Raw genomic sequence first — 25,847 nt, 5'->3', positions numbered from 1 at the left:
CCTGCTACCGTGGACGGCATGCGGATGAGCGCGAACGGTTGGTGGGCGCCCTGACGGGCGGCCATCGCATCCGCGTACCCCGAAACCACCTGACGGCCGCCCTCCCGGGCGGCCGTTTCGCATGCGCGCAACCCGGGCGGCGGTCGGCGTACCCAGGGAGCTGACCATGACCCCGACCACTGCGACCCTGACCACGAACCCGGCACCGGCCGGTGCCGGCGGCGGACCCGCCGGCGCCCGCGGCATCCGGCGGCTCACCGGCCTCAAGCCCACCGGACACCTGCACCTGGGCAACCTGCTCGGCGCGATCCGGCCGATCGTCGGTACGCAGTACCGGGCCGAGACGATCGTGTTCCTGGCCGACCTGCACGCGCTGACCGTGCCGCACGAACCGGCCCGGGTCCGCGCGCTCACCCTGGAGCAGGCCACCCTGATGCTCGCCACCGGGCTCGACCCGGACCGCTCGCTGCTCTACGTGCAGTCCCAGCTGCCGCAACACACCGAGCTGCACTACCTGCTGGAGTGCACCACCGGCTACGGGGAGGCGCACCGGATGATCCAGTTCCGGGAGAAGTCCACGGCCGAGCAGCAGGTGCGGTTGAGCCTGCTCAGCTACCCGGTGCTGATGGCCGCCGACATCCTGCTGCACGACACGGACGAGGTACCGGTCGGCAACGACCAGAACCAGCACCTCGAACTCGCCCGGGCCGTGGCCGGCCGGTTCAACGCCCAGTACGGCCAGACCTTCACGATGCCCCGCGCGGCGCTCCCGGAGGTGTCGCCCCGGGTGATGGACCTGTCCGATCCAGCCCGGAAGATGGGCAAGACGGGCAGCAGCGACGCCGGCACCATCTTCCTGCTCGACCCGCCCGAGGTGATCCGGCGCAAGGTGCAACGGGCGGTGACGGACCCCGGCCGCACCGTCGGGTACGACCCGCGGCGGCGTCCGGGGGTGGCGAACCTGCTGGAGATCCTGGCCGCCTGCGTGGGCGGCTCACCGACCGGACTGGCCGCCGACTACCGGTCGTACGCGCAGCTCAAGGGCGCCGTGGTGGAGGCGGTCGAGGGGCTGCTCCGGCCGATCCGGCTCCGCCACACGGAGCTGGCCCGCGACCCCGGGTACGTGCGACGGGTGCTCGCCGACGGCGCCGAACGGGCTCGCGAGGGGGCCGAGGACACCGTGTACCGGGCGAAGCGGGCGATCGGGCTGCTCTGCTGAGCGCGGGACCCCGGCCTGCCGAACCGACCCGGCAGGCCCGGCGCGGCGCGGCTGTCCCCTCGGTCGGACCCGGGGGGAGCAGCCGGTCAGGCCGGGATCGGCAGCCGCTTCTCCAGGCAGAGCCGGTGCGGGTGGCCGACGTACCCGCCGTACCCGGGGATCTCGGCGTAGCCGGACGAGGCGTAGAGGCGCAGCGCCGCGGGCAGGTAGGTGCCGGTCTCCAGCCGCAGCACGGTGTGCCCGCCCCGGAGGGCCAGCTCCTCGAGCGCACCGAGCAGCTGCCGGGCCAACCCCCGGCCCCGGTACGCCGGGCGGACGTACATCCGGGTGAGCTCGGCGGTGTCCCGGTCGAGCGCGCGGATCGCGCCGCAGGCGACCGCCCGGCCGCTCAGCACGCCGACCAGGTGACGGGCTTCGTCGTGCGGCTCGAAGAGCTGCCCGACGAGGCCGCCACCGGCCTCCCGCAGCTCACGCTGCTGGGCCACCATCAGGGCGCCGAGCTCCGGATCCGACGACACACGCGACTCGATCAACACCCGTCGAAGCTAGCCGGGGGGCATTTCAGCAAGGTTTCCCCCAGGTGGCCCCGATACGGAGCAAGGTGGGCTAATTCGCGTCCTCGTCGTCGTCGGTCCGCCCACCCAGGGTCTCCACCGGCGCCCCGGCCGGGCCGTCGACCCCGCTCGTCACCGGACCGTCCGCCACCTCCTCCGGCGCGCGCCGTCGGCGGGCCTTGCGGGCGGCCAGCCGCTCGGCCGCGCTGGGCCGGGAGGAGGCCTCCTCCAGCCGGCGGTCCGTGCCGCGTGAACTGGGCACGTAGTCCACCCCGGCGTAGAGCGTCGGTCGCCAGTCGAACTCCCGCTCGCCGATCCGGACCAGGCTGCCCGGTTCGGCGCCCGCCTTGGCGAGCTTCTCCTCCACGCCCAACCGGGCCAGCCGGTCGGCGAGGTAGCCGACGGCCTCGTCGTTGTCGAAGTTGGTCTGCCGGACCCAGCGCTCCGGCCGCTGCCCGCGCACCACGTACGCGCCGTCGGGGGCGGTCTCGATGACGAAACCGGCGTCGTCCACCGCCGTCGGGCGGATGACGATCCGGGTCGGCTCCGCCGCCGGCGCCGCCGCCCGGGCCTGCCGGACCAGGTCGGCCATCGCGAAGGTCAGCTCGCGCAGCCCCTCGCCGGTCGCCGCCGAGACCTCGAAGACACGCAGACCCCGGGCCTCGATGTCCGGTCGGACGATCTCGGCGAGGTCGCGGCCGTCGGGCACGTCCACCTTGTTGAGTACGGCCAGCCGTGGCCGGTCGGCGAGCCCGCCGTACTCGGTCAGCTCGGCTTCGAGGGCGTCGATGTCGGCGAGCGGGTCCCGGCCCGGGTCCAGGGTCGCGGAGTCCACCACGTGTACCAGCACCGCGCAGCGCTCGATGTGTCGCAGGAACTCCAGGCCGAGCCCCTTACCGCTGGCCGCGCCGGGGATCAGGCCGGGCACGTCGGCGACGGTGAAGGTCTGCTCGCCGGCCCGGACCACGCCCAGGTTCGGTACCAGCGTGGTGAACGGGTAGTCGGCGATCTTCGGTTTGGCGGCGGAGATCACCGAGATCAGCGAGGACTTGCCGGCCGACGGGAAGCCGACCAGGCCGACGTCGGCGACGCTCTTGAGCTCCAGTACGACGTCGAGCTGGTCGCCCGGCTCGCCCAGCTCGGCGAAGCCGGGTGCCTTGCGCCGGGCGTTGGCGAGCGCGGCGTTGCCCCGGCCGCCCCGGCCGCCCCGGGCCACCTCGTAGGTGGTGCCGGCGCCGACCAGGTCGGCGAGGACCGTGCCGTCCATGGCGTGCACGACGGTGCCGTCGGGCACCTTGAGCACCAGGTCGGCACCGTTGGCGCCGTCCCGGTTCGAGCCGGCGCCGCCGCGGCCGTTCTCGGCCTTGACGTGCGGCCGGAAGTGGAAGTCGAGCAGGGTGTGCGCCTGCGGGTCGACGACCAGGGACACGCTGCCGCCGTGCCCGCCGTTGCCACCGTCGGGGCCGCCGAACGGCTTGAACTTCTCCCGGTGGATCGAGGCGCAGCCGTGCCCGCCGTCACCGGCCTGCAGGTGCAGTACGACCCGGTCAACGAACGTCGTCACGCTGCCAATCCTTCCATCGGCGCCGCAGGTCGGCGCGCAAATTCGTTCCGGCCCGCCGGTCGGACCACGCTGGGGGGGAGCCGGCCCGCCTGCCGGGGTGGCGCTGGGGAGGGCCGATCCGCCCGGACCAGCGCCGGGGAGGGCCGGATCACTGCTGGGAGCTGACCGGCCGGACGCGCAAAACGGCGGAGCGGGCCCGGACACCAGGTCCGCGGCCCGCTCCGCCGGAAGCTGACGCTACGGCTGGGTCGCCGGCACGATGTTGACGACCTTGCGGCCGCGCTTGGTGCCGAACTGGACCGCACCGGCGGCCAGGGCGAAGAGCGTGTCGTCGCTGCCCCGGCCGACCAGGTCACCGGGGTGGAACTTCGTGCCCCGCTGCCGGATCAGGATCTCGCCGGCGTTGACCCGCTGTCCGCCGAAGCGCTTGACACCGAGACGCTGCGCCGCGGAGTCGCGACCATTCCGCGAGCTGGACGCACCCTTTTTGTGAGCCATCTGAGGACGACCTAACTTTCCGCTGGACGCTTACTTACCGTTGGTGATGTCGGTCACCTTGACCTGGGTCAGCGGCTGGCGGTGCCCCTGGCGCTTGTGGTAACCGGTCTTGTTCTTGAACTTGTGGATCCGGATCTTCGGACCCTTGGTGTGGGCGGCGATCTCGCCGGAAACCGCGACCTTGGCCAACTGCGCCGCGTCGGTCACCAGGTCGTCGCCGTCGACGAGGAGCACCGCCGCGAACTTGACCGAGTCACCGGGCTGGCCGGCGAGCTTCTCGACCTCGATCACGTCGCCCTCGGCGACCTTGTACTGCTTGCCGCCGGTCTTGACGATCGCGTACATCGGACGCGTGCTCCCTGTCGTTGAGGCTGCGGATGGTGTTCGCGAGGGCCCGTCTCGACCGCAGGTGCGGGGTCGGGCACGCGAGAACGTGGCGCGTAATGCACCGCAGGCAAGCGTACGCCATAGCGCGTCCGCTGCCCAAACCGGGCTCGGCGGTCAGCTGCCGCAGAGCTGGTCCAGCCGCTGCTGCAGCTGGTCGAGCTTGTTCTCGTCGACGGATTCGACGCTGGCCTTCATGGTCCCCACCTCGGTGGCGATCTCGGCCAGTACGGTCTTGAGCCGTTCGTCGGTGGCCCGGGACGACTGTTCCCGCATCGTCGCACCCCAGGCGCTCAGCGCGGCCTCCGCCTTGCGCTGGGCCTCCTGGGCGCCCCTGGTGTCGTTGGCGCCGGCGGCCTGCAACGACTTCCCGAGCTCCTCGACGAAGGTCCGCACGGACTCGGAGCTGGACCTGGTGGCCGCGGCGCAGACCTCCTTGGCGTTGCCCCCGGCGGGGGCGGTCTCCCCGGCCGGCGCGCCGGGCGCGCTGCCACCGGGGCTCGGGCTGCCGGAGGCCGTCGCGCCGGCGGAGGGGCCGGCGCCCGGCGAGGCGGTGCCGGCGGCGCCGTCCCGCTCGCCCGAGCAGCCGACCGTGCTGAACAGCGCGGCGGCGATGGCGGCGGTGACCAGCAGGCGTCGCATGTCTTCTCCTCGGGGTGCGGAGGTCGCTGTTGGCGAAGGATACGTCGCGGAGCTGCGGATCGCCGCCGTGCCGGTCGCCGGTGTCCGGACGGGCGCCCCGGACCGGGCCGGGCCGGTCATACCCGGGGTTCGGCACGGAGCTGGCCGGGCGGGCGGGAGCTCCCACCCGGCCCGGCGCGCTGTTGGTGTCTCAGGGGCGGGTACGGCGGCGGGAACTTCCGCGACGCGTCCGGCGCCGGCTCCCACCGACGTCCACCGCGTCGCTCTCCTCGCCGAGGTCCCCGGTGTCCTCGATGCCGTCCGGATCGCCGGCACCGGCCAGCCGCATCGACCCGGCCGGCTCGGCCTCCGCGACGTCTCCGCTGGTGGGCGTCTCCGCCTCGTACCGGGACAGGTCGTAGCCCATGGTGTCCTCGTCGTCGGACACCTCCACCACGACCCGCTCCGGCGCGGCGCCCCGCCGGCCGCGACGGCGGCCCGCGGCGGCACCGGACGGCTCTGCGGCCGGCGGCGTGACGGCGGGGGCGGGGGCGGCCGCCGAGGCGACCGCCTTGACCTTGTCCCCCGCTCCCGGGCGGGACTTCTCCCCCACCGGCTCGGTGTGGATGATCACGCCCCGGCCCTTGCAGCAGTCGCAGGTCTCGCTGAACGCCTCCAGTAGGCCGGCGCCGATCCGCTTGCGGGTCATCTGCACCAGGCCGAGCGAGGTGATCTCGGTCACCTGGTGCTTGGTACGGTCCCGGCCCAGGCACTCGGTGAGCCGGCGCAGCACCAGGTCACGGTTGGACTCCAGCACCATGTCGATGAAATCGATCACGACGATGCCGCCCAGGTCCCGCAGCCGGAGCTGGCGGACGATCTCCTCGGCCGCCTCCAGGTTGTTGCGGGTGACCGTCTCCTCCAGGTTGCCCCCGGCACCGGTGTACTTGCCGGTGTTGACGTCGATCACCGTCATCGCCTCGGTCCGGTCGATCACCAGGTGACCGCCGGAGGGGAGGAAGACCTTGCGGTCCAGGCCCTTGAGGATCTGCTCGTCGATCCGCCGCTCGGCGAAGACGTCCCCGGTGCCGGTGTGCCGGCGCAACCGGGGCACGAGGTCCGGGGAGACGTGCGAGAGGTAGGAGTCGACCATGTCGTACGCCTCGTCGCCCTGCACGACCAGTTCGCGGAAGTCCTCGTTGAACAGGTCCCGGACGACCCGGATGACCAGGTCCGGCTCCTCGTACAGGAGCACCGGCGCACCGCCCTCGGTGGCCTTGTCCTGGATGTCCTCCCACTGCTTGCCGACCGCTTGTCCAGGGCAGGCTCGGCCTCCTCGCGGCGCCCTCGGCGGCAGTACGGACGAACTCGACGCCGCCGTCCAGGTCGGCCTTGCCGAGGACGTCCACGTGCGCTTGCGCTCGGTGTCGGGCAGCTTGCGACTGATCCCGGAGGCGTTGCCGTGCGGTACGTAGACCAGGTGCCGGCCGGAGAGGGCGATGTGGCTGGTCAGCCGGGCGCCCTTGTGCCCGATCGGATCCTTGGTGACCTGCACCAGCACCGAGTCGCCGGAGCGCAGTGCGTGCTCGATCGAGCGGGCCCGCCCCTCCAGCCCGGTGGTGTCCCAGTTGACCTCACCGGCGTACAGGACGGCGTTGCGTCCGCGCCCGACGTCGACGAAGGCCGCCTCCATGCTGGGCAGGACGTTCTGCACCTTGCCCAGGTAGACGTTGCCGGCCATGGTGCCGGCCGAGGCGCGGGTGACGTAGTGCTCGACGAGCACCCCGTCCTCGAGTACGGCGATCTGGGTGCGGTCGCCGCGCTGGCGCACCGCCATCACCCGGTCGACCGCCTCGCGCCGGGCCAGGAGCACCTCCGACTCGCTGGGATCGACGTGGTGCGCGCCGCTGTTCGTCGGCCGGCGCGCTGCCGCTTGGCCTCCAGCCGGGTCGACCCGGAGACGCCCTGCACCTCGTCGGCGCTCTTCCGGGGCTCACGGATCTTCACGACGGTGGGTACGCCGTCCTCGGCGGCACCGTCGGCGTCCCCGGCGCCCTTGCGGCGGCGACGGCGGCGACGGCGGGTCACCCCGTCACCGGCGTCGCTGTCGCCGTCCTCGTCCTCGTCGGCCGCGGCCTCGGGCCCGACCTGCGCCGGCAAGCTCTCGGCGTCGTCGGCGATGTCCTCGGCGTCGTCCGCGGTCCCCGCTAACGGCCCGGCAACGACGGCGACGACGGGCGGCGGCGGGCGGCCGCCTCCTCGTCCTCGTCGTCGTCCTCGTCCTCGGTCTCGATCTCGGCCTCGGCGACTGCCGCGTCGGTGACGACCTCCAGTTCGACCTCGACCTCGGTCTCGGGCAGCTCACTCCCCCGGCGGCCGCGACGGCGACGCCGTACCGGCTCGGTCTGCTCGGCGTCCTCGCCCGGCACCTCCGCCTCGGCGGCGGCGCTCGTGCTCCGGACCGGGACGGCCGTCTCGGCCACCACGACCGGGGTCTCCGGTTCCGGCGCCATGAACAGCACGGTGGGCGCGGAGAGCGCGGCGCGGCGCCGACGGACCCGTGGGGCCTCCGTCGGCGCTTCGCCCGGCTCGGTGCCATCGGCGGGGCCCGTCTCGGCCACCGGTTGCTCCGGCGCGGCGGGATCCGATGGTGCGGCGTCGGGGCCGGCGGTCGGGCCGATGGCCGGAGCCGCGGTGGCGGGGGCCCCGGTCGCGTCGGCGATGGGTTCGTCACCGGCCTCGGCGGCCGGTGCGGCGGCCTTCTTCCGGCGGGTACGGGTCACCTTGACCGGCGGCGTGACCTCGGCGCCATCCGTCGGGTCCGAGCCACTGGTCGGCTCGGCGCCACCGGCGCCGTCGGGGGCGGCGTCGGCCGAGATGGTCCGGTCGTCGGCCAGCTGGTCGGAAGCGGCCGCCGAGCCGATGTCGCCGATCCGGGCGCCTCCGGCCTGGATCGCGGTGGACTCGTCCTTCTTGTCCGCCGTGGTGGCCTTGCGGCGTCGGCGGGGTGTCTTGGGAGCGGGTTCGGTGTCCCCGGCCCGCGGCGTCAACACCTCGGCGTCGGCCGCCTCCCCGCTGACCGACCGGGTCGCGGTGGGCGCCTCCATCGGTACGCCGGTCGCCGGCGGCTCGGTCGAGGTGGAGGAGGTACGCCGGCGCGTCGTGCGGGTGCGCCGCGCGGGTGCCTCGGCACCGTCGCCCGGCACGTCCGCGGCACCGGCCACGGCGTCACCGCGACCCGCCGAGGCCGCGTCGCCGGCACCCGGTAGGTCGTTGTTCCCACTGTTCGAAGCGGTGGTGTCACCGCTCTGGGTAGGCTCGACGGCCGGCTGCTCGCCGGTCCGCTCGTCGCCCTCGGGCTCGTTGTCGAGCATGGACGTCTCCAGTTCTGGCTTCCCCGGGCGCGGGTGAGCGCTGCCACGCAGGGTTGCCGCAAAGTATTTCCGGCGACTGGTCTAGTGACCGGGCCACCGAAGTCTGCCTGCCTGCCCGCCGGCCGGACTCCCGGCTAGCGTTCGCCGATGGTTGTCCCGTCGCGATCCGCCTCCAACGGATCGACGATCTCCCCCTGCGCGGTCAGCGTGCCCTGCGCCAGCCGGGTCGCCCTCGGCGGCACCGGCTGCTCCAGGTCGGCCACCACGCGGAGGCGGGCCGGAAAGGACGTCATCGGGTCGTACGGACGGGGTGACCTGCCGGACGACCATTCGGTGCCTCGCGCCTGGTGCCGCCCGCGACCTCGGAAGGTGCCCCGGTCTGGTCTATTACATCGATGCTCGTCACCGCAGGTCGCGCGTCGAACACCCGCCGGCCCTGCTTCGTCATCCGCTCCACCAGCACCTCCGGAGCGGACAGGAACGCCGTGACGGCGGCACGCAGGACGGCGGGTTCGACTCCGGGCAACTCGACACGCCACCGCGAGGCCTCGATCCGGTCCGCCAGACTCCCGCCGCCGGCGACCACGGCGTCGAGCACGTCGAGCCCGGGCGAGAGCGCGGCGTCCAACGCGGCGCACAGCGCGGGCGGATCGACCGGCTCGCGGAGGCCGATCTCCAGGTACTCCGCCTCGCTGGCCACCCCGGTGGGCGCCGCGCTGGCGTACGAGATCTTCGGGTGCGGGGTGAAGCCCTGGGAGAACGCGATCGGGACACCGGCCCGGCGCAACGCCCGCTCGAAGGCGCGGGCGAAGTCGCGGTGCGAGGTGAACCGCAGCGGCCCACGCTTGGCGTACCTGATGCGGATCCGCTGTACGACCGGGGCCTGTCCGCCCTCCGGCTGTGGTTTCCTGCTGATCGTGGCGCTCCTAGCGACGGCTCCGGTGGGTCACGTGGTGCCACTCCGCCCGGCGTACCGGACGGAGAGGATCACGTGACCAACGACCCGGAACGGGGCATCAAGGGGACGGAACCGGGGCGACCGGCACCGTGAGCCCGGCGTTGACCGGGGTCAGCGGCAGCAGCTTACGGCCGGTCGGCCCGATCTGGATCTCGGTGTCCATGGACGGGCAGACGCCGCAGTCGAAACAGGGGGTCCACCGGCAGTCGTCCTGCTCGTACTCCGACATGGAGTCCTGCCAGTCCTGCCAGAGCCAGTCCTTGTCGAGGCCGGAGTCGAGGTGGTCCCAGGGCAGCACCTCGGCCGGCTCCCGCTCCCGGGTGGTGTACCAGTCGAGGTCCACGCCGAAGCCCGGCAGCACCTCGGTGGCGGCGTCGACCCAGCGGCGGTAGGAGAAGTGCTCGCTCCAGCCGTCGAACCGGCCGCCGTTCTCCCAGACCCGCCGGATCACCGCGCCGACCCGCCGGTCGCCCCGGCTCAGCAGGCCCTCGATCAGCGACGGCTCGCCGTCGTGGTAGCGGAACCCGATGGCCCGGCCCAGCGAGCGGTCGGCGTTGATCGCCTGCTTGAGCAGCCGCAGCCGGTTGTCGATGACCTCCGGGGTCTCCATCTTCGCCCACTGGAACGGGGTGTGCGGCTTGGGCACGAACCCGCCGATCGAGACGGTGCAGCGGATGTCCTTCGACCCGGTGGCCGCCCGGCCCGCCTTGATCACCTCGTGCGCGAGCCGCGCGATCTGGAGGACGTCCTCGTCCGTCTCGGTCGGCAGGCCGCACATGAAGTAGAGCTTCACCTGCCGCCACCCGTTGGTGTACGCGGTGACCACGGTGCGGATCAGGTCCTCCTCCGACACCATCTTGTTGATCACCTTGCGGATCCGCTCCGACCCGCCCTCGGGGGCGAAGGTGAGTCCGGTACGCCGGCCGTTGCGGCTCAGCTCCTGGGCCAGCTCGATGTTGAACGCGTCGACCCGGGTGGAGGGCAGTGAGAGGGAGACGTTCGTGCCCTCGTACTGCTGGGCCAGACCGGAGCACATGTCACCGATCTCCGAGTGGTCCGCCGACGAGAGCGACAGCAGACCCACCTCGTGGAAGCCGGAGTACTCCAGCCCCTCCTTGACCATCTGTCCCACCGTGGTGATGGAGCGTTCCCGGACCGGCCGGGTGATCATCCCGGCCTGGCAGAACCGGCAGCCCCGGGTGCAACCCCGGAAGATCTCCACGGCGTACCGCTCGTGCACGGTCTCGGCGAGCGGCACCAGCGGCTTCTTCGGGTACGGCCAGGCGTCCAGGTCCATCGTCGTCCGCTTGTGCACCCGGAACGGCACGTCCGCCCGGTTCGGCACGACCCGCTGGATCCGCCCGTCGGGCAGGTAGTCGACGTCGTAGAAGCGCGGCACGTAGACGCTCTCGGTGCGGGCCAGCCGCAGCAGCAGCTCGTCGCGCCCGCCGGGGCTCCCCTCGGCCTTCCACTCCCGGACGATCCCGGTGATCTCCAGTACGGCTTCCTCGCCGTCACCGAGCACGGCGGCGTCGACGAAGTCGGCGATCGGCTCGGGGTTGAACGCGGCGTGCCCGCCGGCCACGATCACCGGGTGCTCGTCGGTGCGCTCCGCGGCCAGCAGCGGAATGCCGGCGAGGTCGATCGCGGTGAGCAGGTTGGTGTAGCCCAGCTCGGTGGAGAACGAGATGCCGAACAGGTCGAACGCCGCGACCGGCCGGTGCGCCTCGACGGTGAACTGCGGCACGCCCTCGGCGCGCATCAGCGCCTCCAGGTCGGGCCAGACCGCGTAGGTCCGCTCGGCCAGCACGTCCGGCAGCTCGTTGAGCACCTCGTAGAGGATCTGCACGCCCTGGTTGGGCAGGCCCACCTCGTACGCGTCGGGATACATCAGCGCCCACCGGACGGTCGCCGACTCCCAGTCCTTGACCACCGCGCCCAGCTCGCCGCCGACGTACTGGATCGGCTTGCTCACCCGTGGCAGCAGTGGTTCGAGCCGCGGCCAGACGGACTTCACCGCCGACGTGCTCGCGGCGCTCATGGAACCTCCCGGGACGACCCACTGGAACACGGACGGACCAACCATTCAGGGTACGCGCCGCACGCCCGACCCGATCGGGTAGGGAGGGCGGCGCCCCGCCGACTCGCGCGCCCGATCAGCACCCGACCCCGCCGACACCCGACTCCTGGCTCGGCGGTACTAACCTCGGACGGGCCGAGAGGAGATCCGCACAATGTCCCAGCCGCAGCCGGGCGACGCTCAACCGGCGGGCCGAGCCACCCCGTCCGAGCCGTCGCCGGCGGTGCCACCCATCCGCGAGGCGGTCGACGAGGGCCGGGACAGCCGGTTCACCGGGACCGGGGCCGAGCCGGGCGCCGTCCCTTCCCGCTCGGACGGGCCCTCGGAGGTCCCCTCGGCGGGCCCGGAACCGGGCGCGGGCCCAGACCCGGACCCGGGCCCGGACCCAGACCCGGGTGCGGACCCGGACCCGGGTGCGGACCCGGACCCGGACCCGGGCCCGGAGGCCGGTTCCCGGGCGGCGTCGGGCCCTGCGGCCGGGGACCCGCCGGACCCGACGGTTCCCGTGCCGCCGCCCGCCGGTGACCCGGACCCGACGGCGGTCGACGCGGCCGCCGAGGCGGACGAGCCCACCGCACCCGCTGCGGGACCGGACGAATCCGGCAGGCCCGCTCGGGCCGAGGGGAAGACCGCACCGGAGCCCCGGGCCGAGGAGCCCACCGCGCAGGCGCCCCGGCCCGACGACACGGCGGCCGGGACCGGCACCGCGGTGGACCGGACACCGGAGGGCGACGCCCCCGCCGCCACGCCGGGCGCCGACCCGACCAGGCGCGACGACGTGCCGGGGGCCGACCCGACCAGGCGCGGAGACGTGCCGCCGACCGCGGTCGCCGCGCCGCGCTGGACCGGCTCGGCGTCGGTACCGCCGCCGAAGCCGCGCAAGCGGCGCTGGTTCGGCGCCGGGGCGGGACCCGAGCCGGCCGGGCCGGCGGCGCCACCGGACCCGACGCTGCGGATGCCGAGCGTCGAGGCGGACGAGCCGGACGTGCCCACGCCGGTCGACCCGTGGGCCGGGGCCGCGCACGACCCGTGGGCCGCGCCGATGCCGTACCCGGACCTCGGCGACCACCCGCCCGCCATGCCGCATCCACCGGCCCCGCCGGTGCCACCGGCCGCGCCGCACCCACCCACCGCGCCGCAGTGGCCGGCCGGTCAGTTGCCGGCGACCCGCCGTTTCCCCGCCCCGGAGGGCCGGCCCCCGGGCCCGCCACCACCACCGCCGCGCGCCGCGCCGGCACCGCCGCCGCGCCGGGCCGCCGCCGCGCACCCCAGCCGCGTCGCGCGACCCGTCCACCGGCCCCCGGCCCGCGCCGGCACCGCCGCGCCGCGCCCAGGAGCCGCCGAGCCGCCGGCGCCGCCCCGGCGGCGCGAGCGGCGACCCGAGGTCCCGCCGCCGCCTCCGCCGTCGAGCCGGCGCCCGCCGCGCGACTCCGCCCCCCGGCCGGCACGGCGACGCCGGCGCTGGCCCCGGGTGATGTTCATGCTGACCCTGCTCACCGTCGCCTGCTGCTGCGGCCTGCCGGGGTACTACGCCAAGCCGGTCTGGGAGCAGTATCCGGCGCACCCGCAGGATCCCCTGCCCGCCGAGGTCCGGGACCTGCGCCTGCTGGACAACTCCGACGGCCGGCAGGCCGCCGAACAGTTGAAGGCGGAGGTGCGGGCGGAGCACTGGTTCGGCGGCGAGCCCTTCGCCGGCGTCCCGCGACGGGTCCGGCAAGCGGGTCACGGTCTTCGGTACGACCGGCTTCCGGTACCGCCCCGAGTCCGATGTGGAATCGGAGTTCACCCGGCTCCGGGAGCAGTACGGGATCACCGAGGAGCAGGCGGTGGACGCGACGGAACGCGGCGAGTACCGCCGCTGCGGCGCCGGCCGGCGCGACGGGGAGTCCGTGGTCGTCTGCACCTGGGCCGATCACGGCAGCCTGGCGACAGCCCTGTTCACCCGGCTCTCCGTGCAGGACAGCGCCGACCTGCTCACCGACCTGCGTGCCGGGATCGTGCGCCGAGAGCCGTGGGGTCGGTAGGGATCAGGAGCCGGGGAGCTCGCCCCCGCCGTTCGGGTCCGTCCGTGCCGGCGCGTACCGGGGCACGTACTCCTGCCCGGTGAGCTTCTGGATCTCGGCCATGATCTCGTCGGTGACCTGCCGCAGCGAGGTCCGGTCCGCCGAGCGGCCGGTGAGGTCGATCGGCTTGCCGAACCGCACGATCACCTCGCCCGCGCCCAGCCGGGGAAGGCGGGCGCCGATCGGCTGCACCTTCTCCGTGCCGATGACGCCGACCGGGATCACCGGCACCCCGGCCTGCATCGCCAGCCGTGCCGCACCGGTGCGCCCCCGGTAGAGCCGGCCGTCCGGCGACCGGGTCCCCTCCGGGTAGATCGCGATGAGGTCGCCGCCGCGCAGCACCGGGACGGCCCCGTCGAACGCGGACAGGGCCGCGCGCCCACCGCCGCGTTCGACCCGGATCGCGCCGAGCCCGCCGACGACCGACCTGGTCACCCAGCCCCGTACGCCCTTGCCGGTGAAGTATTCGGCCTTGGCCCAGAAGGCGATGTGCCGGGGCACCACCGAGCCGAGAAAGAGCTCGTCGGCGACGGAGAGGTGGTTGCCGGCGAAGATCGCACCACCGGTCGGCGGAATGTTCTCCAGTCCCTCGACGGTCGGTCGCCAGGCCAGCCGCATCGCGACGCCCACGGTGAGCTTGCCGATGGAGTAGAGCAGCGGCACGGGACCTCCGGTCGGTTGGGTGGGCGCTGTCACGGTAGCCGACGCCCGGCTGGCACGCGCGAGTGGCCGGTGTGGCCAAACCCTCATTCGGGCAACCGGCCGGGAGGCCGGGCCAGCCGGAAACCAGGCCAGCCCGGAGCCCGGGCCGGCCGGGAGCCAGGCACCAGGTCCCGGCCGGTCGGCCCACCGTCGTCAGCTGCGGGTCACCGTCACGGTCACCCGCTCGCCCTCGCCCACCTCACCGGAGAAACCGTCGACGCCCGCCGGCACCCCGACCGGCCCGGCGACGTCGGTCGGCGCGGCCGGGTCGGCGGCCGAGGTGAAGATGAGCGAGTCGGCCAGCACCTCCCGGGCCACGAAGTCCCGGTACGCCTCGACCGCCGCCGCCGCCTCGGCCGGACCGGAGAGCGACACGTCGATCCGGTCCGACACGTCGAGCCCGGCCGCCCGGCGGGCCTGCTGCACCACCCGTACGACGTCCCGGGCCAGCCCCTCGGCGGCGAGTTCGGCGGTCACGGTGGTGTCCAGCACGACCACGCCCTCCCCACCGGGGAGCGGGGCGGAGTGCTCGGCGTCGGCGGGCACCAGCCGCAGCTCGTACTCGCCGGGCTCAAGGCGGACCCCGGCGGCCTCCGGTACCCCGTCGACCAGTGCCCAGTCGCCGGCCTTGACCGCCCGGATCACCGACTGGACCTGCCCGCCGACCCGGGGCCCGAGCGCCCGGGGCACCACCGTGAGCACCTGCTCGCAGTAGCTGGCCAGCTCGTCGCTGAAGACCACCGCCTTGACGTTGACCTCGTCGGCGACCAGTTCGGCGAAGGGTTCCAGGGTGCTCGCGGCCGGGGTGGCGACGGTCAGCGAGGCGAGCGGCAGCCGTACCCGCAGCCCCTTCGCCTTGCGCAGGGACAGCGCCGCCGACGCGACGTTGCGGGTGGCGTCCATCGCGGCCACCAGCTCGTGGTCGGCCGGGAACTCCGTGGCGTCCGGCCAGTCGGTCAGGTGCACCGAGCGCTCGCCGGTCAGCCCGCGCCAGACCTCCTCGCTGGTCAGCGGGGCGAGCGGGGCCACCACCCGGCTCACCGTCTCCAGCACCGTGTAGAGGGTGTCGAAGGCGTCCCGGTCACCGGACCAGAACCGGTCCCGGGAGCGGCGGACGTACCAGTTGGTCAGCGCGTCCAGGAAGGACCGGACCGACCCGCAGGCACCGGAGATGCCGTACACGTCGAGCTGCGCCCCGACGGCCTCGACCAGCTCGCGGGTCTTGGCCAGGACGTACCGGTCCAGTAGGTGGGTGGAGTCGGTACGCCGCACCGCCGAGTAGCCCTCCGCGTTGGCGTAGAGCGAGAAGAAGTACCAGACGTTCCAGTACGGCAGCAGCACCTGCCGTACCGAGTCGCGGATCGCCGTCTCGCTGACCACCACGTCCCCGCCGCGCAGCACCGGCGAGGCCATCAGCGTCCAGCGCATCGCGTCCGAGCCGTAGCGGTCGAACATCTCGTAGACGTCCGGGTAGTTGCGCAGGCTCTTGGACATCTTGCGCCCGTCGGAACCGAGCACGATGCCGTGCACCACGGCATTGCGGAACGCCGGCCGGTCGAAGAGCGCGGTGGCCAGCACGTGCATGGTGTAGAACCAGCCCCGCACCTGGGGGAGGTACTCGACGATGAAGTCCCCCGGGTAGTGGTCGTCGAACCACTCGGCGTTCTCGAACGGGTAGTGCACCTGGGCGAACGGCATCGAGCCGGACTCGAACCAGCAGTCCAGCACCTCCGCCACCCGGCGCATGGTCGAGCGCCCGGTCGGGTCGTCCGGGTTGGGCCGGGTCAGCTCGTCGATGCCGGGCCGGTGCAGGTCGGTGACCCGCACCCCGAAGTCGGCCTCCAGCTCGGCGAGCGAGCCGTAGACGTCCACCCGGGGGTACGCCGGGTCGTCGGACTTCCAGACCGGGATCGCCGAGCCCCAGAAGCGGTTCCGGCTGATCGACCAGTCCCGGGCGTTGGCCAGCCACTTGCCGAACGAGCCGTCCCGGACGTGCCCCGGGGTCCAGTTGATCTGCTGGTTCAGCTCGACCATCCGGTCCTTGACCTTGGTCACCGCGACGAACCAGGAGGAGACCGCCTTGTAGACCAGCGGGGTGTCGCAGCGCCAGCAGTGCGGGTACGAGTGCGTGTAGGTGTCCTGCCGGAGCACCACGCCGCGCTCCTTCAGCTCGCGGATCACCGACCTGTTGACGTCGAAGACCTGCTCACCCTGGTACGGCGGGACCAGCGCGGTGAACCGGGTGTGGTCGTCGACGGTGACGATGGTGGGGATGCCGGCCGCGTTGCAGGCCTTCTGGTCGTCCTCGCCGAAGGCCGGGGCCAGGTGCACCACTCCGGTGCCGTCCTCGGTGGTGACGAAGTCCGCGCCGAGCACCTGGTAGGCGTTCGGCCCCGCCTGGTCGACGAGGAAGTCGTAGAGCGGGGTGTAGCGGCGCCCGACCAGGTCCCGGCCGTACACCGTGCCGACCCGCTCGAAACCCTCCAGCTCGTTCGCGTACGCGCCGAGCCGGGCCGCGCCGAGCAGGTAGCGCTGACCGTCGCGCTCCAGCACGGCGTACTCGATGTCCGGGCCGACGGCGAGCGCCAGGTTGGACGGCAGGGTCCACGGGGTGGTGGTCCAGACCCCGATCCTGACCGGCCCCCGCACCAGCTCGGCGGCGTCCTCGTCGGGGGTCAGCCCGAACCAGACGGTCAGCGTGGGGTCGTGCCGGTCCCGGTAGACGTCGTCCATCCGCGTCTCGGTGTTGGACAGCGGCGTCTCGCAGCGCCAGCAGTACGCCAGCACACTGAAGCCCTCGTAGATCAGCCCCTTGTCGTGGAGCTGCTTGAAGGCCCACATGACGCTCTCCATGTAGTCCAGGTCGAGCGTCTTGTAGTCGTTGGCGAAGTCGACCCAGCGGGCCTGGCGGTTGACGTAGCGCTCCCAGTCCCGGGTGTAGGCCAGCACCGAGGTGCGGCAGGCGTCGTTGAACCTCGCCACCCCGAGATCGAGGATCTCCGCCTTGGTGGAGATGCCGAGCTGCTTCTCCGCCTCCACCTCGGCGGGCAGGCCGTGGCAGTCCCAGCCGAAGCGCCGTTCGACCCGCCGCCCGCGCATCGTCTGGTAGCGCGGCACCACGTCCTTGGCGTAGCCGGTCAGCAGGTGGCCGTAGTGCGGCAGGCCGTTGGCGAAGGGCGGGCCGTCGTAGAAGACGTACTCGTTGCCGCCGTCCGGGCCCGGGTCGCGGGCCTCGACGCTCGCCTCGAAGGTCTTGTCGGCCACCCAGTGGTCGAGCACGCGACGCTCGACCTCCGGCAGGTCCGGACTGGCCGGCACGCCGGTGCCGGCGGACGCGTTCATCGGGTACGCCATCGCGGGTCGCTCTCCTCGGGCAGCTCACTGTCAGTGGTCTGCGAGGACGAGCCCTCCGGTACGCCGTCATCCGGCGCGCCGCGGGACCCGCGGTACCACCCCGCTTGGTGGTCGGATCGACCACCCGCTCGTTGGCCGGCTGTGACGGGCCGGACCCGTCCGGTTCTACTAGGGCGGTTCGCCCGTTCTTCCGGAGGCTCGCCGGTGATGGCCGGGTCGTCGCCTTGTCGTGGTCAACGATACTCGACCCCTGCGGTATTCCTCACCCGATATGCCCCCGAGGCGGCGGCGCGGCGGCATGGCCGGGATCACACCGGCTCGCGGTCACGACGGCGGCGCCCGCCCCGTCCACCCGGTGACAACCGATTGGCGACGAACGGGAGCAGTGATGACCGCGCGACTCAACCTCGGCCAGGTGGCACCGGAGGCGTACCAGGCGGTGTTCGGGCTGGAGCGCTACGTCCGGGAGAACGTCGAGCACGCCCTCCTGGAGCTGGTGAAGCTGCGGGCCTCGATGATCAACGGCTGCGCGTTCTGCGTGGACATGCACAGCCGGGACGCGCTCGCCGCCGGCGCATCCAGCCGGCGGCTCTTCGCGCTCTCCGCCTGGCACGACGCCCCCTTCTTCGACGAGCGGGAACGGGCCGTACTGGCGCTCACCGACGCCGTCACCCGGCTGGGCGAGCACGGCGTCCCGGACGAGGTCTGGGACGGTGCCAGCAAGATCTTCACCGAGCGGGAGCTGGCTGACCTGCTGCTCGCCATCGCGACGATCAACGTCTGGAACCGGCTCAGCGTGAGTACCCGGAACCAGCCGCCGCTGGAGGTCTGAACCGCCCCGCGTCCGGCGTGTCCTCCGCGCCGGCGTGTCCTCCCCGCCCGCCCCGGGTAGGAGGGCGGGGAGGACGGCCGGACGAGCCGGGCGGGCCCCGGCGACGGCCGGAGTACGCCTGGCGGGGTCGTTCCATTCCCGGCGGATCCGGCCTAGCCTGGCCTTTAACCAGGGAGGTCCACTGTGGCAGATGGTCGTCGCCGCCAGATCGCGCCCGTGCGCAAGCTCATCGCCGCGGTGCTGGGCACCCTCGCCACCTTCGTCATCCTGTTCGGCCTCGGGATGACCAGTTGGTCCATCGCCGCGCTGGGGGTCGCCCTGCTCATCCTGGCCATCGGCCTGGTCGCGGTCAGCTCGATCCGCACCGGGGCGCGGGCCTGGGTCGCCGGCATCGGACACGTGCACAGCGTGTCGGAGCCGCCCCCGTCGTCCGCCTTCGGCCGGTGCGAGCTGCAGATCGTGATCGACGCGCCAGGGGTGCCGGGGCGTTCGGTGAAGATCCGCGACCCCCGGGTACCGGTGTCGAAGTGGCCGGACCCGGGCGCGACCCTGCCGATCATGGTGGCCATCGACGACCAGCGGCACGTACGGATCCTCTGGGACGAGGTGCTGACCCACGCCGAGGCGGCCGCCTCGACCGATCTGCCGCCCGCCTTCGACGACCTCGACCCGCTGGGCGACGACATCCTGATCGAGCAGGACGCCCCGCCGTGGGCCCAGGGCGGCCCGGACGACCCGTTCCCCGGCCCGCCACTCGGCGATCCGAGGGGCGACGACCTGACCGACGACCTCGCCCCGCTGCGCGAGGAGCCGGTGATCATCCGGCAGACTCCGGGCGGCACGAAGGTGCTGGAGGGCACCCTGGTCGAACCGCCGCCGACCGCCCTGCCCCGCCGGCCGAGGCCCACGCCGGGTCCGGGTGGCCGGCCCAGGCGGCCCGCGCCCAGCCCCACCTCGGAGACCGGTACGGGTGTCGCGGCCCCGACCGTGCCGCCGGCGCAGGAGGACGCGACACCGTCCCCCCGGTCGCACCCCGACACGTCCAGCGGGCAGCGGCTGGTCGCCGACCCCGTCAGCGGGGACCCGACCGACCTCGACGCGCCGGTGGGGCAGCGGACCGAGCAGGAGCAGCGGATCGAACGGGATCCGCCACCGCGGTGGCGGGTGCCCGCTCCGACGGCCGATCCCGAGGCGCCGCCGGCCGGAGTCGCCCCGTCCCCCGGCGCGGAGCCGGTCGACGTGGAGCCGACCCGCGCGGAGCCGGTCGACGTGGAGACGATCGAGGTGGTGTCGGCCCGCGTGGAGCCGATCGACCGGGTGGAGCCGATCGAGGTAGAGACGATCGACGTGGAGCCGGCCGGGATGTCGCCCCGGCCGACACCGGGCCGGGCGGAGCCGGCCGACGACGTACCGGCGCGGGACGAGCCGATCCACGACCGCGCGGCCGCCGACTCCGGCGACCTGGACGAGTCCCCGGGCCCGGACGGGACGCCGGCCGGCACGGTGTCCCCCGCGGCGGAGGCGCCGGCGACCGGGATCCCGATTCCCGAGCCCCGGGCGCCGGAGTCGTCCGGCACCGACCCGCTGTCCCGGACCGGGATCTTCGGCTGGCGTCCGGGAGCGCCCCGCGACGGGGTCGACATGGACCTCGACGACCCCGAGCCGCTGCCCACCCAGCGCTCCGGCCAGCCGGGTGGGCGTCCCGGCCCGCATCCCGGGTCGGACGAGCCGTCGACGGCCCCGGACGACGAGGCGATCCTCGCCGACCTCGCCGCCACGTCGCGGCCGGCGGCCCCCGCCGGCCCCGGCGCCGGTCGGTCCGGTCCGATCGCCGGTGTCGGAATCACCCTGCTGGTCACCGACCTCGACCGGTCGGTCGCGTTCTACCGGGACATGCTCGGCTTCCTGGAGATCGACGGCGGCGAGGGCAACGCGGTACTCGCGTCCAACTCGACCCGCCTCGTGCTCCGGGCGATCCCCGAGGTCGCCCCGATCAACCGGCGGCTGGTGCACCTCAACCTGGAGGTGGCGGACGTGGACGCGGTCCACGCGGAACTGCTGGCCAAGGGGGTCCGGTTCACCTACGCGCCGCGCGCCGTCAACCGGGGCGCGAAGCTCGAACTCTGGGCCGCCGCGTTCCGGGACCCGGACGGGCACGGCATCGCGCTGACCCAGTGGCGGGACCGCGCGACCGGTTGACCGGCCCGGCATCCGGTCCTCAGCCGAGAATGACCCGCCGTACGTGCAGCACGTATAGCCAGACCGCGCCGAAGATGATCCCCAGCACCGCCAGTGACCAGTGCAGGAAGCCGGCGAGCATCAGCAGGCCCTGCAACGCCGCCGCGGCGTACCAGGCCCACGGGTGGCGCAGGAACCCGATGAGCAGCACCGCGAGTACGGCGAGTCCGACCACCGTGCCGATGGCCGCGCCGCCGAACTCGCCGCCGAGCAGCCGGATCGGCTGGATGGCGAGCAGCAGCACGAGCGTCTCGACGCTCAACGTCATGGCGCCCAGTCCGCGTACGGCCCGGTGCGGATCACGCAGCCCGGAGCGCCGCTCCGGCCCGGTCCGCCCGACCTCCGGCGACCCGGTCCCCGGCCGGTCGACCTCCGGCTGGTCGACCTCGCCCCGCCGGTCGGTGGGATCCACCTGCCCGCCCGCGGTGCTCACCGCTTCAGCAGCCGTCGCGCGTCGGCCACGGTGACCACCGAGCCCGTGATCAGCACGCCGACCCCGCTCAGCTCCCCCACCACGTCCGTCTCGGCGAGCGCCACCGCCGCCTCGATCGCGTCGGGCAGCTCGGCCGCCACCTCGACCCGGTCCGGTCCGAAGACCTCGGCGGCGATCGCCGCCAGTTCGGCGACCGGCATCGCCCGGGGCGAGGTGTTCTGGGTGACCACGATCGAGTCGACCACCGGCTCCAGCAGCTCGAGCAGGCTCTCCGCCTCCTTGTCCGCCAGCACGCCGACCAGCGCGATCAGCCGGCTGAACGCGAACTCCTCCTGGAGGGCGTGCACCGTCGCCGCCATCCCGTGCGGGTTGTGCGCGCCGTCCAGCAGGATCGTCGGCGCCGAGCGGACCCGCTCCAGCCGGCCGGGTGAGTCTGCCGACGCGAAGCCCTCCCGGACCGCCTCGACATCAAGCTGGCGGGCCGCGCCGGCGCCGAGGAACGCCTCGACGGCGGCGAGGGCGATGGCCGCGTTCTGCGCCTGGTGCGCCCCGTGCAGCGGTATGAAGACCTCGTCGTAGACCCCGCCGAGCCCCTGCAACGAGAGCACCTGCCCACCGACGGCGACCGCGCGGCGCAGTACGCCGAACTCGCCGCCCTCCCGGGCGATGGTCGCGCCCACCTCGGCGCACCGCTCCAGGATCGGCCGGGCCGCCTCCTCGTCCTGGGCGGCGGAGATCACCGTGGCCCCGGCGTGGATGATGCCCGACTTGGCCAGGGCGATGTCCTCGACGGTGTCGCCGAGCCACTCGGTGTGGTCGAGCCCGATCGGGGTGATCACGCAGATCCCGGCGCCCAGCACGTTGGTGGAGTCCTCCGCCCCGCCGAGCCCCACCTCGACGACGGCCACGTCGACGGGCGCGTCGGCGAAGGTGGCGAAGGCGAGCGCGGTGGTCATGTCGAAGTACGTCAGCGGCTCGGCCCCGCGCTCGTCCACCAGCCGGGCCAGCGGCGCCACCTCGCGGTAGACCGCCACGAACCGCTCCTCGCTGACCGGCTCGTCGTCCAGGCTTATCCGCTCCCGCACGGTCTCCAGGTGCGGGCTGGTGTACCGGCCGGTGTGCAGGCCGAACGCCCGGAGCAGGGAGTCGATCATCCGGGCCGTGGAGGTCTTGCCGTTCGTGCCGGTCAGATGGATCGACGGGTACGCCCGCTGAGGGCTGCCGAGCAGGTCGAGCAGTTCCTCGATCCGCCCGAGGTCGAAGACCATCCGGGTGAAGCCGCGCTCGGCCAGCTCGGCCTCGACCGCGGCGAACTCGGGGGTACGCCGGTTCCGGTCAGCCACGGGCACCCCGCCGGGTCGGGCCCGCCAGGCCACTCACCGCGACACCGGTCATCGCGGTGCCGCTCATCGCAGCACCGCCAGCGCGCTGCTGATCCGTTCCAGGTCCGCCTCCGCGGCCGCGAGCCGACCCCTGATCTTGTCGACCACCGGCGCGGGCGCCTTGTCGACGAAGGCGGGGTTGCCGAGCTTCGCCCGGGCCTGGGTGACCTCCTTCTCGGCCGCCGCGCGGTCCTTCTCCAGCCGGGCCCGCTCCGCGCCGACATCGATCGAGCCCCGGGTGTCCAGCGCCACCGCCACCGCTCCGGAGACCGCCAGCGTGGCACTCGGCTCAAAGTCCGGCCCGGCCTCGTCCAGCCGGACGAGCGAGCGGATCAACGGCTCGTGCGCGGCGATGCCGGCGTCGGCCAGCCCGTCGAGTCGGGCCGCCACCCGCTGGGCGGGGCGCAGGCCCTGGTCGGAGCGGAACCGGCGGATCTCGGTCACCACCCGCTGCAACTCCGCGACCTCCCGTTCCGCGTCGGCGTCGGTCAGGGCCGGCACCGCGCTCGGCCAGGCCGCGGTCATCACCGACACCCCGGCCGGGTCGGCGGCTCCCGGGGTACCCGGGCCGACCAGCGCCGTCCAGAGTTCGTCGGTCACGAACGGCACCACCGGGTGCAGCAGCCGCAGCAGCTGGTCGAGCACGTGCCCGAGCACCCGCCGGGTCGCCTCGGCCCGCTCACCCCCGGCGGCCAGCACCGGCTTGGCCAGCTCCACGTACCAGTCGCAGACGTCGTCCCAGGCGAAGTGGTAGAGCACGTCGCAGACCTTGGCGAACTCGTACGCCTCGAACTGCTCGTCGACCTCGGCGGTGACCCGCTGGAGCCGGGAGAGGATCCACCGGTCCACGGTCGAGAGCCGGGCCGGATCGGGCAGTTCCCCGCTGACGTGCGCGCCGTTCATCAGGGCGAACCGGGTGGCGTTCCAGAGCTTGTTGCAGAAGTTCCGCGAGCCCTGGCACCACTCGTCGCTGACCGGCACGTCCTGGCCGGGGTTGGCGCCCCGGGCCAGGGTGAACCGGGTCGCGTCCGCGCCGTACCGGTCGATCCAGTCCAGCGGGTCGACCACGTTGCCGAAGGACTTGGACATCTTCTTGCCGTACTGGTCACGCACCATGCCGTGCAGGGCGATGACGTCGAACGGCTGCCGCCCGTCCATCGCGTACAGGCCGAACATCATCATCCGGGCGACCCAGAAGAAGAGGATGTCGTAGCCGGTCACCAGGACGCTGGTGGGATAGAACCTGGCCAGGTCGGAGGTCTGCTCCGGCCAGCCCAGCGTGGAGAACGGCCACAGCGCGCTGGAGAACCAGGTGTCGAGCACGTCGACGTCCTGGTGCCAGCCCTCGCCGGTCGGCGGCTCCTCGTCGGGGCCGACGCAGCGCACCTCGCCGTCGGGGCCGTACCAGACCGGGATGCGGTGGCCCCACCAGAGCTGCCGGGAGATGCACCAGTCGTGCATGTTGTCGACCCAGCCGAAGTAGCGCTTGGCCATGTCCGCGGGCTCGATCCGCACCCGGCCGTCGCGCACCGCGTCGCCGGCCGCCCGGGCCAGCGGGCCGGTGTTGACGAACCACTGGAGCGAGAGCCGGGGCTCGACGGTGGTACGGCACCGGGAGCAGTGCCCCACCGCGTGCACGTACGGCCGCTTCTCCGCGACGATCCGGCCCTGCTCGCGCAGCGCGGCGACGATCGCCGGCCGCGCCTCGAACCGGTCCAGTCCCTCGAACGGGCCGGCGGCGGTGATGACCCCCCGCTCATCCATGATCGTCAGGGACGGCAGGTTGTGCCGCTGGCCGATCTCGAAGTCGTTCGGGTCGTGCGCCGGGGTCACCTTGACCATGCCGGTGCCGAAGGACGGGTCCACGTGCTCGTCGCCGACGATCGGGATGCGCCGGCCGGTGAGCGGCAGCTCCACCTCGGTGCCGATCAGGTGCCGGTAGCGCTCGTCGTCCGGGTGCACCGCGACCCCGGTGTCGCCGAGCATCGTCTCGGCCCGGGTCGTCGCCACCACCACGTCGTCGCTGTAGCGGATCGAGACGAGCTCGCCATCGTCGTCGGTGTGCTCCACCTCGATGTCCGACAGCGCGGTCAGACAGCGGGGGCACCAGTTGATGATGCGCTCCGCCCGGTAGATCAGGTCGTCGTCGTACAGCTTCTTGAAGATCGTCTGTACGGCCCGCGACAGGCCCTGGTCCATGGTGAAGCGCTCGCGGTCCCAGTCCACCGAGTCGCCGAGCCGGCGCATCTGGCCGAGGATCTTTCCGCCGGACTCGGCCTTCCACTGCCAGACCCGCTCGACGAACTTCTCCCGCCCGAGGTCGTGCCGGGACAGGCCCTCGCCGGCGAGCTGGCGCTCGACGAGGTTCTGGGTGGCGATGCCGGCGTGGTCCATGCCGGGCAGCCAGAGCGCCTCGTAGCCCTGCATCCGCCGCCGCCGGGTGAGCGCGTCCATCAGGGTGTGCTCGAACGCGTGCCCCATGTGCAGCGAACCGGTGACGTTCGGCGGGGGGATGACGATGGTGAACGGCGGCTTGTCGCTGTCGGCCGAGGCCCGGAAGCGCCCCGCCGACACCCACTGCTCGTACCGGCGGCCCTCTACCTCGCCCGGCTGGTACTGGGCGGGGAGGGTCGGGGACGCGGCGGGCCCGGTTCGGGCATCCAGTGTCTCGGTCACCGGTAAATCTTACGAGCCACGCTGCCGGGCCCGTCGTCCGCCACCGGCCTGTTCGCGTACGGTGGCCGGCATGTCGGACGCGCACCTCTCAGATCGGCCCTCCTCGGCCGATTCCCGGCCCATCGAGGTCAGCTCGGAGCCGATCACGCTCGGCGGGCCGGGTGGCCCGGGTGAGTCCCCGGTCGACATCACCCCCGAGCCCGACTCGTCCGGTACGCCGGGCGGCCGGCCGTCACGCCGCCGGGTGATCGTGCTCGGTTCCGTGCTGGCGGTGGCGCTCGCCGGCGGCGCGGTCTTCGGCACCGTCGGGTGGCGGATCGCGCAGGAGAAGGACGCCAGCCTGGGGACTCCGCCCGAGGTGGCGGGACTGACCCGGGACGACAGCGAGCGGGCGGTGAGCACGGCGGACTACCTCCGGACGGGGTTCGCCGCCGACATCAACGCCGAACAGAGCATCGGTGTCGTGTACGCCGACCCGGCCGCCGCGGAGCGCAGTGTGCTGCTCTTCGGCGGCACCGCCCTGGTCTGGCAGCCCGAGCGCGACCTGGACCGGCTGTTCGCGCTGGTCGCCGACGGCGAGGGTACGGTCACCGGGCTGCGCGAGGTGGAGGCCGGCGCGCTGGGCGGGGTCATGAAGTGCGGGACGGTCAGCGGGGGCCAGGGCGCCGACATGGCGGTCTGCGGCTGGGCCGACCACGGCAGTGTGGTGATGGCGATGTTCCCCGGGCGGCCCGTGGACGAGTCCGCGGCGCTGCTGCGCGACATCCGGGGCACCATCCAGACCCGCGACTGACGGGCGGCCTTTCTCCGCCGCGCGGGCGATGCCGGCCTTGGCGCCCCGCTCGGCAAACACGCTGCCTGCCTTCGGTGGGCTCGTCTTCGGCGAGGCACGTGTGCTTCGGTGGCCGACGACAT

At 73.5% G+C, this 25,847-nt stretch carries 19 protein-coding genes and 2 pseudogenes; 5 read left to right on the top strand and 16 right to left on the bottom strand.

The features are described 5' to 3' along the window. The first annotated feature begins 166 nt into the window (after positions 1–166). Positions 167–1,219 (top strand): tryptophan--tRNA ligase, encoded by a 1,053-nt coding sequence (gene trpS / locus ACQEUR_RS22225; RefSeq protein ID WP_433034412.1) that lies wholly within the window; start codon positions 167–169, stop codon positions 1,217–1,219. A gap of 86 nt (positions 1,220–1,305) precedes the next feature. Here trpS and ACQEUR_RS22220 read toward each other — a convergent pair whose 3' ends face one another. The 11 genes and pseudogenes from ACQEUR_RS22220 to ACQEUR_RS22170 form a co-directional block, all read right to left on the bottom strand. Next, positions 1,306–1,755 carry a GNAT family N-acetyltransferase gene (locus ACQEUR_RS22220; protein ID WP_433034410.1) on the bottom strand — a complete coding sequence of 150 codons (450 nt, stop codon included), beginning with the start codon at positions 1,753–1,755 and terminating at the stop codon, positions 1,306–1,308. 70 nt (positions 1,756–1,825) lie between these two features. After that, on the bottom strand, positions 1,826–3,337 hold the full coding sequence (gene obgE / locus ACQEUR_RS22215; protein WP_433034409.1) for a GTPase ObgE: 1,512 nt from the start codon (positions 3,335–3,337) through the stop codon (positions 1,826–1,828). A gap of 237 nt (positions 3,338–3,574) precedes the next feature. Next, entirely contained in the window at positions 3,575–3,835 is a 261-nt protein-coding gene (gene rpmA, locus ACQEUR_RS22210) for a 50S ribosomal protein L27 (protein ID WP_433034407.1), read from the bottom strand. A 30-nt stretch (positions 3,836–3,865) separates the two neighbouring features. Continuing rightward, on the bottom strand, positions 3,866–4,180 hold the full coding sequence (gene rplU / locus ACQEUR_RS22205; protein WP_433034405.1) for a 50S ribosomal protein L21: 315 nt from the start codon (positions 4,178–4,180) through the stop codon (positions 3,866–3,868). A gap of 156 nt (positions 4,181–4,336) precedes the next feature. Then, complete coding sequence (locus tag ACQEUR_RS22200; RefSeq protein WP_433034403.1) at positions 4,337–4,861, bottom strand: hypothetical protein; 525 nt, start codon at positions 4,859–4,861, stop codon at positions 4,337–4,339. Between the two features lie 190 nt (positions 4,862–5,051). Next, a complete protein-coding gene (locus ACQEUR_RS22195) occupies positions 5,052–6,713 on the bottom strand; it encodes an Rne/Rng family ribonuclease (RefSeq protein WP_433034401.1) in 1,662 nt (553 codons plus the stop codon). Next, positions 6,677–7,000 carry a hypothetical protein gene (locus tag ACQEUR_RS22190; protein ID WP_433034400.1) on the bottom strand — a complete coding sequence of 108 codons (324 nt, stop codon included), beginning with the start codon at positions 6,998–7,000 and terminating at the stop codon, positions 6,677–6,679. The genes ACQEUR_RS22195 and ACQEUR_RS22190 overlap by 37 nt, the downstream gene beginning before the upstream one ends. A gap of 47 nt (positions 7,001–7,047) precedes the next feature. Next, the gene (locus ACQEUR_RS22185; RefSeq protein WP_433034398.1) at positions 7,048–8,214 is read right to left on the bottom strand and encodes a hypothetical protein; all 1,167 of its coding nucleotides are present in this window, start codon (positions 8,212–8,214) and stop codon (positions 7,048–7,050) included. A gap of 134 nt (positions 8,215–8,348) precedes the next feature. Next, a pseudogene (locus ACQEUR_RS22180) lies at positions 8,349–9,049 on the bottom strand (TIGR03936 family radical SAM-associated protein). A 181-nt stretch (positions 9,050–9,230) separates the two neighbouring features. After that, a complete protein-coding gene (locus tag ACQEUR_RS22175; protein ID WP_433034396.1) occupies positions 9,231–11,213 on the bottom strand; it encodes a TIGR03960 family B12-binding radical SAM protein in 1,983 nt (660 codons plus the stop codon). 1,191 nt (positions 11,214–12,404) lie between these two features. Continuing rightward, positions 12,405–12,749, bottom strand: coding sequence for a hypothetical protein (locus ACQEUR_RS22170; RefSeq protein ID WP_433034394.1), 345 nt, complete (start codon positions 12,747–12,749; stop codon positions 12,405–12,407). A 272-nt stretch (positions 12,750–13,021) separates the two neighbouring features. Between ACQEUR_RS22170 and ACQEUR_RS22165 the strand changes: the two genes are divergently transcribed. Beyond that, complete coding sequence (locus ACQEUR_RS22165) at positions 13,022–13,276, top strand: hypothetical protein (RefSeq protein WP_433034392.1); 255 nt, start codon at positions 13,022–13,024, stop codon at positions 13,274–13,276. Between the two features lie 3 nt (positions 13,277–13,279). On the opposite strand, the gene ACQEUR_RS22160 is transcribed toward ACQEUR_RS22165, so the two are convergent. Both ACQEUR_RS22160 and ileS read right to left on the bottom strand, forming a co-directional pair. After that, the gene (locus tag ACQEUR_RS22160; protein ID WP_433034390.1) at positions 13,280–13,978 is read right to left on the bottom strand and encodes a lysophospholipid acyltransferase family protein; all 699 of its coding nucleotides are present in this window, start codon (positions 13,976–13,978) and stop codon (positions 13,280–13,282) included. A 192-nt stretch (positions 13,979–14,170) separates the two neighbouring features. Then, the gene (ileS, locus tag ACQEUR_RS22155; protein WP_433034388.1) at positions 14,171–17,371 is read right to left on the bottom strand and encodes an isoleucine--tRNA ligase; all 3,201 of its coding nucleotides are present in this window, start codon (positions 17,369–17,371) and stop codon (positions 14,171–14,173) included. 388 nt (positions 17,372–17,759) lie between these two features. On the opposite strand from ileS, the gene ACQEUR_RS22150 reads away from it, so the two are divergent. After that, entirely contained in the window at positions 17,760–18,203 is a 444-nt protein-coding gene (locus ACQEUR_RS22150; RefSeq protein WP_433034386.1) for a carboxymuconolactone decarboxylase family protein, read from the top strand. 1,608 nt (positions 18,204–19,811) lie between these two features. After that, a pseudogene (locus tag ACQEUR_RS22145) lies at positions 19,812–20,402 on the top strand (VOC family protein); the annotation flags it as partial. 19 nt (positions 20,403–20,421) lie between these two features. Here the strand turns inward: ACQEUR_RS22145 and ACQEUR_RS22140 are convergent. The 3 genes from ACQEUR_RS22140 to ACQEUR_RS22130 form a co-directional block, all read right to left on the bottom strand. Next, a complete protein-coding gene (locus ACQEUR_RS22140; RefSeq protein WP_433034463.1) occupies positions 20,422–20,853 on the bottom strand; it encodes a DUF4233 domain-containing protein in 432 nt (143 codons plus the stop codon). Between the two features lie 17 nt (positions 20,854–20,870). Continuing rightward, on the bottom strand, positions 20,871–22,142 hold the full coding sequence (locus ACQEUR_RS22135) for a bifunctional folylpolyglutamate synthase/dihydrofolate synthase (protein WP_433034461.1): 1,272 nt from the start codon (positions 22,140–22,142) through the stop codon (positions 20,871–20,873). A gap of 138 nt (positions 22,143–22,280) precedes the next feature. After that, on the bottom strand, positions 22,281–24,932 hold the full coding sequence (locus tag ACQEUR_RS22130) for a valine--tRNA ligase (protein WP_433034384.1): 2,652 nt from the start codon (positions 24,930–24,932) through the stop codon (positions 22,281–22,283). Between the two features lie 70 nt (positions 24,933–25,002). On the opposite strand from ACQEUR_RS22130, the gene ACQEUR_RS22125 reads away from it, so the two are divergent. Then, entirely contained in the window at positions 25,003–25,725 is a 723-nt protein-coding gene (locus tag ACQEUR_RS22125) for a hypothetical protein (RefSeq protein WP_433034382.1), read from the top strand. Positions 25,726–25,847 lie beyond the last annotated feature (122 nt).

Source organism: Plantactinospora sp. CA-290183 (assembly GCF_050936375.1).
In the GTDB taxonomy this organism is placed as follows: domain Bacteria; phylum Actinomycetota; class Actinomycetes; order Mycobacteriales; family Micromonosporaceae; genus Plantactinospora.
The sequence above is the reverse complement of the archived record's forward strand: the minus strand, read 5'-3'. Positions and strand labels throughout refer to the sequence as shown.